The sequence below is a fragment of the Azospirillum sp. ST 5-10 genome, from assembly GCF_051225715.1.
Classification (GTDB): domain Bacteria; phylum Pseudomonadota; class Alphaproteobacteria; order Azospirillales; family Azospirillaceae; genus Azospirillum.
This window is the reverse complement of record NZ_JBPJSP010000018.1, coordinates 125,500-131,909: the sequence shown is the minus strand read 5'-3', so window position 1 is coordinate 131,909 and position 6,410 is coordinate 125,500. Positions and strand designations below refer to the sequence as shown.

The 6,410-nt window shown below is 73.4% G+C and carries 6 protein-coding genes; 2 read left to right on the top strand and 4 right to left on the bottom strand.

Going from position 1 to position 6,410, the window contains the following annotated elements; all coding sequences use genetic code 11:
* Positions 1-229: 229 nt before the first annotated feature.
* On the bottom strand, positions 230-640 hold the full coding sequence (locus ACSBPG_RS19810; RefSeq protein ID WP_435538929.1) for a DUF1465 family protein: 411 nt from the start codon (positions 638-640) through the stop codon (positions 230-232).
* Positions 641-907: 267 nt separating this feature from the next.
* Between ACSBPG_RS19810 and ACSBPG_RS19805 the strand changes: the two genes are divergently transcribed.
* Positions 908-1,366: an Hsp20 family protein gene (locus ACSBPG_RS19805; RefSeq protein WP_435538928.1), complete on the top strand. Its 459-nt coding sequence runs from the start codon at positions 908-910 to the stop codon at positions 1,364-1,366.
* 178 nt (positions 1,367-1,544) lie between these two features.
* Here the strand turns inward: ACSBPG_RS19805 and ACSBPG_RS19800 are convergent, their stop codons facing one another.
* Together ACSBPG_RS19800 and ACSBPG_RS19795 are read right to left on the bottom strand one after the other, a co-directional pair.
* Entirely contained in the window at positions 1,545-2,348 is an 804-nt protein-coding gene (locus tag ACSBPG_RS19800) for an alpha/beta fold hydrolase (protein ID WP_435538927.1), read from the bottom strand.
* A gap of 4 nt (positions 2,349-2,352) precedes the next feature.
* Positions 2,353-3,678, bottom strand: a complete 1,326-nt coding sequence (locus tag ACSBPG_RS19795) for an O-acetylhomoserine aminocarboxypropyltransferase (protein WP_435538926.1) — start codon at positions 3,676-3,678, stop codon at positions 2,353-2,355.
* A gap of 300 nt (positions 3,679-3,978) precedes the next feature.
* Here ACSBPG_RS19795 and ACSBPG_RS19790 point away from each other — a divergent pair, with 300 nt between their 5' ends.
* On the top strand, positions 3,979-4,152 hold the full coding sequence (locus tag ACSBPG_RS19790) for a hypothetical protein (RefSeq protein ID WP_435538925.1): 174 nt from the start codon (positions 3,979-3,981) through the stop codon (positions 4,150-4,152).
* On the opposite strand, the gene pbpC is transcribed toward ACSBPG_RS19790, so the two are convergent.
* On the bottom strand, positions 4,146-6,323 hold the full coding sequence (pbpC, locus tag ACSBPG_RS19785; RefSeq protein ID WP_435538924.1) for a penicillin-binding protein 1C: 2,178 nt from the start codon (positions 6,321-6,323) through the stop codon (positions 4,146-4,148). The genes ACSBPG_RS19790 and pbpC overlap by 7 nt on opposite strands.
* Positions 6,324-6,410 lie beyond the last annotated feature (87 nt).

Genomic DNA, 6,410 nt, shown 5'->3' with positions numbered 1-6,410 from the left:
CGGTCGTCACCTTCGACACCGGCGACCAGGTGACCCTCACCGGCATCCGCGCCGCCGACGTCGCCGGCGACTGGTTCGACGTCGGCTAGGACGCCCCCGCACCGGTCCACTTCGGGAGCCCGCGGCACGCCGCGGGCTCCTCTTTCCGTTGGTGATGCGGACGCGCAACGAAACCCCGGGAGCCTGCGGCTCCCGGGGTTTCGTCGGATCGGCGCGGGGTGAAGGGGCCTCAGCCCACCGCCTGCCGCACGCTGTGGCGGAACTGCTCGTCGAGGCGCTCGACGCGCATGTAGAGGCGGTGGCTGCGTTCGAGAAGGCTGCGCAGCCCGGTGGGCAGCTCCTCGTTCTCGGGGCCGGAGGGATCGGTGCAGATCTCGCCGCCGGTCAGCGCATAGCCGTCCGATGCCTGCGCCTCGGTCATCTCGCCGGCGTGCACCGCCTTCTGGGCCAGCAGCCACGCCATGACCTGGGTCAGCCGGCTGGTCACCCGCATGGCCTCGTAGCTGACCTGCAGACGCACGTGCGGCGGCCGTCCGCGCTGGTCGATGGCTTCGTGATAGGCGATGTAGTTCCGGGCCTCGACGAGCAGGGTCATCGTCTCGTCGTACGGTCCGTTGAAAAAGGTGGGATGTCCGTTCACGGCCTTACCCCTCCCGCGGCCGTGTGGCCCTGACACGAGCGTGGCCGCAACTGATTAACAAACCATGAGTCGGCGGAGACCGGCCCCGGGACCGACGCTGCGCCGGGCACGCCGTTCACGCAATACCGCCTCTTGAACGGAATCCGGGCTCGCCTATCTCTCAGGGCACCGGAGGATGCCCGTCTGGGGTCATCCGGATCGACGTGATCGGGGACCGACGGTGACCGTGGTCCCTGGATGCAATATCGCTCTTCTGGAGGATATGTCATGCGCAGCTACGACCTTTCGCCCTTGTTCCGTTCCACCGTCGGCTTCGACCGCCTGACGCGGCTGATGGAGCACGCGCTGAACGCCGACGAGGCGTCCGCGTCCTACCCGCCCTACAACATCGAGAAGCTGGGCGAGGATGCCTATCGCATCACCATGGCCGTCGCCGGCTTCGGCCCGGAAGACATCGAGATCACCGCGCAGCAGAACGCGCTGACGGTCTCCGCAAAAACTAAGAAGGAGCAGGAAGCCGGCCAATTCCTCTACCGGGGTATCGCCGGCCGCGCTTTCGAGCGCCGCTTCCAGCTCGCTGATTACATCAAGGTGAGTGCTGCCTCCATGGAGAACGGCCTTCTGCACATCGACCTCGTGCGGGAGATCCCCGAAGCCATGAAGCCGCGCACCATCGCGATCGCGACCAAGGGCAGCGCCCAGGTGCTTCCGCGCCAGGCCGCCTGACCGGCTTCGCAGCCCGCAACGGCGCCCCGTCCCGGGGCGCCGTTTTCGTTCGTGTCGTTTACGTTCGTGTCGTTCGCTTGCCCGCCGGCACGCGCCGCCGCATCCGTCGGTCGGAACCGCCGCCAGTAGGAACCGCGATTGTTACCCCATGATGACCGCGCCGTAACGCGGGCGCACATCACCGCCCGCCGGCACCGACGAAGGTGCCCAGCGCCGCGGTGACGGCATCGGGCGATTCCAGCATCAGCATGTGGCCGGTCTCCGGCAGCACCAGGACCTCGGCGTCGCGGGTCTGGGCGGCGAGCGCCCGCCCCGCCCGGACCGGCGTCATGCGGTCGAGCGCTCCCAGCAGGAACAGCGCGGGGCACGCCAGCGCCGCCGCCGCGGCGGCGGCCCCGGCGTAGGCGTCGCAGGCCGCGAGGTCGATTCCCAGCACGCCTCCCTTGCTGCGGGCCATCAGGCGCCGGCCCAGCGGCACCAGCGCCACCCCGGGCAGCGGGCTGCCGCCCATGGTGCCGCGCGGCCCGCTGCCCCAGCCGACCACCAGGTCGAAGGCCCGGGGATCGTCGTTGAGGGCGGCCGCCAGCAGATCGGGGTGCACCGGCATCCGCTCGGCCACCCCCAGCAGGGCGACGCCGGCGACGCGGTCCGCCCGGCGGGCGGCCGCCTCCAGCGCCCCCAGCGCCCCCATGGAGTGGCCCACGAGATGGGCCTGCGTCACCCCCGCCGCCTCCAGGAGGTCGACGGTCCAGTCCGCCAGGGCGTCGATTCCGGCCAGCGGCGTGCCGCCGGAACGCCCGTGCCCCGGCAGGTCGACCGCCAGCACCGCGGCGCCGTGATGGGCGAGCCAGCGGCTCTGCAGCGCCCACACGGTGTGGTCGAAGCCGGCGCCGTGCAGCAGCACCGCCACGGCGCCGGACGGATCGAAGGGCCGGCCGCCGGTGTGGGCGTAGACGGCCGCGTCGCGGACCTTCAGTTCCATGCTCTCACCCCTTGGTGGCGGTCCGCAGCGCCTGGCGCAGGTCGTCGATGAGGTCGTCGGAATCCTCCAGGCCGACGGACAGGCGGATCATGTCGTCGCCGATCCCCGCGGCGGCCAGCGCCGCCGGGTCAAGCTGGGCGTGGGTGGTGCTGGCGGGATGGATCACCAGCGACTTGGCGTCGCCGACGTTGGCGAGATGGGAGAAGACCCGCAGCGCCTCAATGAAGCGGCGCCCGGCGGCCCGGCCGTCGCCGCCGGGCGGCGGCCGGATGCCGAAGGAGACGATGGCGCCGGCGCCGCGCGGCAGCAGACGCGCCGCCAGCGGGTGGTCGGGGTGGTCGGCCAACTCCGGGTAGCTGAGCCAGGCGACCGATCCCGTCGTCGAGGCCATCTCCGACTCCAGGAAGCCGACGACGCGGCGGGTGTTGTGGATGTGTCCCTTCATGCGCAGCGGCAGCGTCTCCACCCCCTGGAGGATGTGGAAGGCGTTGGTCGGGCTCATGCAGGCGCCGAAGTCGCGCAGCCCCTCGGCGCGGGCGCGCATGACGAAGGCGGCCGGCCCGTACTCCTCGGCGAAGTCGATGCCGTGATAGCCGGCGTAGGGTTCGGTCAGGGTGGGGAACTTGCCCGACAGCTCCCAGTCGAAGCCGCCGCCGTCGATCAGCGCGCCGCCGATGGCGACCCCGTGGCCGCCCAGCCACTTGGTGGCGGAATGCATGACGATGTCGGCGCCGTGCTCGAGCGGCCGGCACAGGTAGGGGGTGACGAAGGTGGCGTCGACCATCAGCGGCACCCCGGCGCCGTGGGCGACCGCCGCGAGCCCGGGGATGTCCAGCACCTCCAGCCCCGGATTGCCGATGACCTCGCCGAACAGCAGACGGGTCTCCGGCCGGATGGCGGCGCGGAACGCCCCGAGGTCGCGCGGGTCGACGAAGCTGGTCTCGATGCCGAGCCGCGGCAGGGTGTAGGCGAGCAGGTTGCGGCTGCCGCCGTAAAGCGACGACGAGGCGACGATGTGCCCGCCCGCCCCCATCAGGGTGAGGATGGCGAGCGTCAGCGCCGCCTGGCCGCTCGCCGTGCACACCGCGCCGACGCCGCCCTCCAGGGCCGCCAGCCGCTCCTCCAGCACCGCCACCGTCGGGTTGGAGATGCGGCTGTAGATGTGGCCCGGCCGCTCCAGCCCGAACAGCGCGGCGGCGTGGTCGGTGTCGTCGAAGACGAAGGAGGTGGTCTGATAGATCGGCACCGCCCGCGCCCCGGTGGCCGGGTCCGGCCGCTGCCCGGCGTGCAGGCTGAGCGTGTCGAACTTCAGGAACTTGGGATCCGCCATCCCCACTCCCTTCCCGCGGGACATCGCAAGGGGGCGCCGCACTGGCCGATCCTTGCCCGGCGCCGCCAAGGTCTTGGTCGGCCGGCAAAAGCCTATGGGCCGACAGCGCGCCCGTCAAGCGCAGGCGGCCGCCGTCCCGCCCGGCCGGGCGGGTGCGACCGACGCGCCCTGTGACAGCTTGCCACGCGGATGAAACGCCGCCTCCTGTGGCACGCTCCGGTCTACAGGAAAAGACGGCGCCACCATCGCGGGTCAGCCCGCGCTCCCGCCCACCTCTCACGCCAAGGGTTCGAGACGGTCATGACGGCGCGCTCCACGGTCATTCTGGGCGTCGGAATTCTCCTCGCGGTGCTGCTCGGCACCCTGACGGTCGGCAGCGCGCCGGCCTTCTACGCCGGCCTGACCGCGGTGTTCGCGGTGGCGGTGGTGCTGGTCATGCTGTTCGGCCGGGGCGGGCCGGCGGGACGCTACTGAGCGCCGTCCTCCGCCCGCGCCGCCACGAAGACGGTGGCGCTGGAGACGTTGCCGTCGGCGTCGAGCACCTTGACGTCGACGAACCCGGTGCCGTCGGGCTGCCACGACGCGCCGCGGCGCCAGTCGCCCTCCCCCAGCGGACGGTCGTTGATCAGCCAGCGCAAGGGGCGGCGCCCGCCTTCGGCGCGCAGCGGCAGGGTCGCCAGACGTCCGGCGCCGCCGGAGGCGCCCAGCGACACCACCGACCCGTCGACGGGGAAGGCGATGCGCAGACGCCCGGCCGCCTGGGCCACCCCATGGCGGGCCACCGTCGGCGCGTCGGCGAAGCGGCGCAGTCCCGGCGGCAGGTCGGCGGTGCCGCCGGCGATCACCCCGTCGGGCGGTCCGCCGGCCGTCACCGGCGCGTCGTCCGGCGCCGGCAACAGGTCGAACAGCCGGAACAGAAGGGGTGCCGCCGCCTCGATGCCGACACAGCGCAGGCACGGCGCGCCGTCGGGGCGGCCGACCCAGACGCCGATGGTGTGGCGGTCGGTGAAGCCGACCGCCCAGGCGTCGCGGAAGCCGTAGGAGGTGCCGGTCTTGAAGGCGATGCCGCGGGCGTCGCCGGCGCCCTGCGGGTCGGCGTAGCCCGGCGGCCGCGGCGCCCCGCGCAGGGCGCGGGCGACGTACCAGACGGCCGGGGCCCCCATCAGCGCCTCGCCCTCGGCCGCGCCCGGCCGCGGGGTCGCCGCCACCGGCGCGGTGACCAGCGGCGCCACCCGGCCACCGTGGCTGAAGGCGCCGTAGAGCGTCACCAACTCCTCCAGCGACAGCCCGACGCCGCCCAGCGCGATGGGCAGCGTCGGCCGGCCGATGCGGCGGTCGAAATGCAGCGTCACGCCGACCCGGCGCAGCGCCGCGTCGAAGCTGAGCGGGCCCAGCCGGTCGAGCACCGCCACGGCCGGCACGTTGAGGGAGAGCTGCAGCGCCTCCGCCACCGTCACCTCGCCGGAGTGGCCGCCGCCGAAGTTCTCCGGCGCGTAGGCACCGAAGCGGCGCGGCACGTCGGCGATCACCGTCATGGGATGGACGATCAGCCGGTCGAAGGCGAGGCCGTAGATCAGCGGCTTCAGGGTCGATCCCGGTGAGCGCACCGCGCGCACCATGTCGACCATGCCGTCGCGCCGCCGGTCGAAATAGTCGCCCGACCCGACATAGGCCAGCACCTCGCGGCTGGCATTGTCGACCACCAGCGCCGCCACCCCGGCCTTCGGATCGAGCCCCTCGGCGAGGCGGCGCAGCAGCCCTTCGGCGGTCTCCTGCAGGCCGGCGTCCAGGGTGGTGGCGATCCGCTCGGCCGCCGGGGCGCCGGTCCGCAGCCGCTCGGCCAGATGGGGGGCGAGGAACGGGAACGCCCGGCGTCCGGTCGGCAGGGGCGCCGCCGCGGCCTCAGCCGCCTCAGCCGCCGCCAGCACGCCCGCCGCCACCGCGCGGTCCAGCACCTTGGCCCGCGCCGCCCGGGCGGCGGCGGGGTCGTGGTCGGGCCGCAGGCGGGTCGGCGACTGCGGCAGGGCGACCAGCAGCGCCGCCTCGGCCGGCGTCAGGTGCCGGGGCTCCTTGCCGAACCAGGCCAGCGCCGCCGCCCGCACCCCTTCGAGGTTGCCGCCGAACGGCGCCAGGGTCAGGTAGATGGCGAGGATCTCGTCCTTGGAGAAGCGGCGCTCCAGTTGCACGGCGCGCGCCATCTCGACCAGCTTGGCGCCGAGCGTGCGCGGCCGCGGCTCCAGCAGGCGGGCCACCTGCATGGTGATGGTGGAGGCGCCGGACACCACCTCGCCATGCCACGCCGCCTGCGCCGCCGCCCGCAGCACCGCCAGCGGGTCGACTCCCCAGTGGCGGGAAAAGCGCTTGTCCTCGTAGGCCAGCAGCATGGCGCGGTAGAGCGGCGCCACCTCGTCCGCCCGCGCGGCGAAGCGCCAGGTGTCGTCGGCGGCGGTGAAGGCGCGCAGGACGATGCCGTCGCGGTCGACCACCTCCGCCGCCCGGTCGCGGTAGCGGGTCAGGTCCGGCGGCAAGGCGCGGTCGAGGGCGGCGAGGAGCGCGGCGACGGCAAGCATCAGGAGGAGCGCGCCGATCCGGCGCCGGGGCCGGGTCACCGCCACCCCCGGCGCCCGGGGAGCCGATGCATGCACGTTCCGCTCCCCCATCCGAACCCGTCCCGTCCGCCTAAGCAGGTTTGCCCAGATCGGGCCACAGATAGCCCGGCCTGGGCAAACCTG

Coding starts and splice junctions, on each gene's coding strand:
- ACSBPG_RS19805 (WP_435538928.1), top strand. CDS start 908: ATGCGCAGCTACGACCTTTCGCCCTTGTTCCGTTCCACCGTCGGCTTC.
- ACSBPG_RS19800 (WP_435538927.1), bottom strand. CDS start 2,348: ATGGAACTGAAGGTCCGCGACGCGGCCGTCTACGCCCACACCGGCGGC.
- ACSBPG_RS19795 (WP_435538926.1), bottom strand. CDS start 3,678: ATGGCGGATCCCAAGTTCCTGAAGTTCGACACGCTCAGCCTGCACGCC.
- ACSBPG_RS19790 (WP_435538925.1), top strand. CDS start 3,979: ATGACGGCGCGCTCCACGGTCATTCTGGGCGTCGGAATTCTCCTCGCG.